The sequence below is a fragment of the Streptomyces misionensis genome, from assembly GCF_007896895.1.
In the GTDB taxonomy this organism is placed as follows: Bacteria; Actinomycetota; Actinomycetes; order Streptomycetales; family Streptomycetaceae; genus Streptomyces; species Streptomyces misionensis_A.
Genome location: NZ_VOGW01000134.1, coordinates 33771 through 37514 on the forward strand (window position 1 = coordinate 33771; position 3744 = coordinate 37514).

General features: G+C 69.8%; 3 protein-coding genes. 1 reads left to right on the forward strand and 2 read right to left on the reverse strand.

Going from position 1 to position 3744, the window contains the following annotated elements; genetic code table 11:
* Nucleotides 1-296: 296 nt before the first annotated feature.
* Nucleotides 297-2330: an ABC transporter ATP-binding protein/permease gene (locus FRZ03_RS24050; RefSeq protein WP_261399318.1), complete on the forward strand. Its 2034-nt coding sequence runs from the start codon at nucleotides 297-299 to the stop codon at nucleotides 2328-2330.
* 91 nt (nucleotides 2331-2421) lie between these two features.
* On the opposite strand, the gene FRZ03_RS24055 is transcribed toward FRZ03_RS24050, so the two are convergent.
* Nucleotides 2422-3180 carry a transglycosylase SLT domain-containing protein gene (locus tag FRZ03_RS24055; RefSeq protein ID WP_146467233.1) on the reverse strand — a complete coding sequence of 253 codons (759 nt, stop codon included), beginning with the start codon at nucleotides 3178-3180 and terminating at the stop codon, nucleotides 2422-2424.
* A gap of 302 nt (nucleotides 3181-3482) precedes the next feature.
* A partial coding sequence (locus tag FRZ03_RS24060) for an S-adenosylmethionine:tRNA ribosyltransferase-isomerase (RefSeq protein WP_146467243.1) occupies nucleotides 3483-3744 on the reverse strand: 262 nt, incomplete at its 5' end.

The window sequence follows — 3744 nt, forward strand, 5'->3', positions numbered from 1 at the left end:
GGTGGCGTCGGGGGTGATGGCCTCGGGCGACACCTTGAGCTTGTTGGACAGGCCTCCCTCGACCTGCCCCACCACGCCGCCCCCCCTCGCACGCCCTCGCCCCCCCTCCGCCAGCGCACCTGCACCCCGCACCACACGCCCCCCCCCGCCCCCCACCACCACCCGCCGCCGCACCCGCCGCCCAGGCCCCGGGCCCCGGCTGGCAGCAGGCGCCGCAGGCCGCCCAGCCGGCCGCCGCCTTCCCGCAGCAGCAGGCCGGCCCCGGCGTCCCCGTCACGAACCAGGCGTCCGGGCCGGTGCACGGGGACCGCAGCCCGACCACGTTCCACCAGTTCTCGCTCGGCCGGGTGATGCGCATCGGCCGTGCCCTGGAGAACGAGCTGGTCGTCTCGGACCTCCAGGTCTCCCGTCACCACGCGGAGTTCCACTCGACGCCCGACGGCCGCTTCGAGATCCGCGACCTCGGCTCGCACAACGGCACGTACGTCAACGGCCACCCGGTGCCCAAGGGCGGCTCGGTGCAGCTCGGCCCGGCCGACATCGTCGGCGTCGGCCACTCGACCTTCCGTATCGTCGGCGACCGGCTCGAGGAGTTCGTCGACACCGGTGAGGTCTCCTTCTCCGCGCGCCATCTGACCGTCACGGTCGACGGCGGCAAGCAGATCCTGAAGGACGTCTCCTTCGGCGTCCCGGAGAAGTCCCTGGTCGCGGTCATCGGCCCGTCCGGCTCCGGCAAGTCCACGCTGCTCAAGGCGCTCACCGGCTACCGGCCCGCCAACCAGGGCGAGGTGCTGTACGACAACCGCAACCTGTACAAGCAGTTCGCCGAGCTGCGCCAGCGCATCGGCCTGGTCCCGCAGGACGACATCCTGCACAAGGAGCTGAGCGTCCGGAAGGCCCTGAAGTACGCGGCCAAGCTGCGCTTCCCGGCCGACACCACCGCTCAGGAGCGCGACGCCCGCATCGACGAGGTGCTGCGCGAGCTGAAGCTCGACATCCACAAGGACAAGAAGGTCACCTCGCTCTCCGGCGGCCAGCGCAAGCGCGTCTCCGTCGCCCTGGAGCTGCTGACCAAGCCGTCGCTGATCTTCCTGGACGAGCCGACCTCGGGCCTGGACCCGGGCATGGACCGCGACGTCATGCAGCTGCTGCGCGGCCTCGCCGACGACGGCCGCACCGTGCTCGTGGTCACCCACTCGGTGGCCGAGCTGGCGCTGTGCGACAAGCTGCTGGTGATGGCGCCGGGCGGCGCGGTGGCCTACTTCGGCCCGCCGGAGGAGGCGCTGAACTTCTTCGGCTACGACAGCTGGGCCGATGTGTTCTCCGCGTTCGAGAACTACCGCGACTACGACTGGGCGGGCCGCTGGAAGGGCTCGCAGCACTACACGATGTACGCGGCGGACATCGACGCGGTCGCCCCGCAGGCCGCGCACACGCCGCCGCAGGTCATCAAGCCGCCCAAGCCGCAGGCCTGGGGCTCGCAGCTGCTCACCCTCATCCGGCGCTATGTGTCGGTCATCGTCTCCGACAAGGGCTTCCTGGCGCTGACGGTGATCCTGCCCGCGGTGCTCGGCTCGGTCAGCCTGCTGATCAACCACGACCACGGACTGCTGGTCAACCCGAAGATCGACCCGCGCACCGGCTTGCACGCCCCCAACGGCACCGCCACCACCGTGCTGCTGATCCTCGCGGTCGGCGCGTGCTTCGCGGGCGCCGCGAACTCCGTGCGTGAGCTGATCAAGGAACGGGTGATCTACGAGCGGGAGCGGGCGACGGGCCTGTCCCGGTCGGCGTACCTGATGTCCAAGGTGGTCGTGCTCGGCGCCGTCACCGTGCTCCAGGGCCTGCTGGTCGGCCTGATCGGTTTCTCGTCCCGCGAGATCCCGGACCAGGGCGTGATCCTCGGCGGCTCGACCCTGTTCGAGCTGTGCCTGCCGATCATGGCGCTCGGCTTCACCTCGATGATGGTCGGCCTGGTGATCTCCTCGCTGGTGAAGACCGCCGAGAAGACCATGCCGCTGCTGGTGATGTTCGCGATCATCCAGGTCGTCTTCACCGGCTGCCTGTTCACCCTGCACGGCACGCTCGGCGTGAACGAGTTCTCGTACCTGATGCCCTCGCGCTGGGCGGTGGGCGCGGCCGGCGCCACGCTGGACTTCAACAACATCGCCCCGAACAGCGACGACCCGGGCAGCACCGACCCGCTGTGGAACCACACGGCCTCGGCCTGGGGCCTGGACATGGTCGTGCTGATCGCGCTCGGCGTGGTCTGCGGCTTCTTCGTCTCCCGCTTCCTGCGCCGCCACGAACCCGAGGTCATGCGCAAGTAGCCCCGGCCCGCCGGGGAGGACGAGAAGAGCGAGAAGGGCGGCACCCCGTAACGGGGTGCCGCCCTTCGGCGTTCAGAGGTCCGCGCCGACCTCAGTACGCGCTGTTGACGTTGTCCATCGAGCCGTAGCGGTGGGCCGCGTAGTTGCAGGCCGCGGTGATGTTGGCGACCGGGTCGTAGATGTTCCACGAGGTGCCGGGCACGTGGTACGTGTTGAAGGTGGGCTGGATCACCTGGAGCAGGCCCTTGGACGGGATGCCGTTGCGGGCGTTGATGTCCCAGTTGTTGATGGCCATCGGGTTGCCCGAGGACTCCCGCATGATGTTGCGGTGCAGGCCGCTGTAGCTGCCCGGGATGCCCTTGGCGCGCATGATGTCCAGGGACTGGCGGATCCAGCCGTCGAGGTTGTTCGCGTAGGTCTTCGCGGCGACGGTCTGCATCTGCGGGCGCTGCGCGGAACGGCCGGCGGCCTGCTTGGCGGCGCGCTCCTGCGCGGCCTTCTTGGCGGCGGCGTCGGCGGCGGCCTTCTTGGCGGCGGCCTCGGCGCGCTGCTTGGCGACGAGCTGGTCGGCGGCCTTCTTCTGCGCGGCGATCGTGTCGAGCTTGACGTTCTCCAGGCCGGCCCGGTCGGCGATCGAACCCTTGGCGCTCGTCAGCGGGGCGTCCTGGGTGGCGACCTTGGCGACCTGGGCGGCGGTGGCGGGGGAACCGGTGGTGACGGTGTCCGCGTTGCCGGGGACGGCCGACAGGGCGATGGCGGCGGTGCCGAGAGCGGCGACACCGGCGACGGCGATCTTGTGCTGCTTGGTCAGATTCCGACTGCGAGCACGACTGAGGATGTTCTTGGGCATGGCTGTGGACCTCTTCGATAGCGCGGAGGTCGCTCCTGCGTCCGCCGGGGGATCGGTTCCTCCCGCACAAAAGCCGCGGGAGTGAACCCACGGCGCTGAGCGACGGAAGCAATTCTTAGCGGGCGCAAAATGCACTGGCAAAGGTGTGACGTACGATCCCCGGTAGTGGATCAGGGAAGGGCAAAACGGGACAGATTAGGCCATCTGTCCCGTTCGCGTGGGGGTGGTCATCTCCTATGCGCTTTCGTACGTGATGTGGGCCCTATGCGCGGGCTCACAGCGAGGGCAGAGCGTTCTCACCGTTAGTTGCCATCGCAACGCGCCCTGTGAGTGCCCTCCTCCGGAAGGAGGAGATGGACGTCCCCGAACTCGTGCCACAGGTAGGGCCCGCGCAGCGCCTCCTCGTAGGCCCGGTCCACCGCGGCCCGCCCGGCGACCGCCCGCAGCATCAGCAGATGCGAGGCCTCGGGCTCGTGCAGCCCGGTCAGCAGCCCGTCCACCACCCGCACCCCGCGCTCGGGCGTGACCACCAGATCCGTCCACCCCTCGGCCGCCCGCACCACC

Coding starts and splice junctions, on each gene's coding strand:
- FRZ03_RS24055 (WP_146467233.1), bottom strand. CDS start 3,180: ATGCCCAAGAACATCCTCAGTCGTGCTCGCAGTCGGAATCTGACCAAG.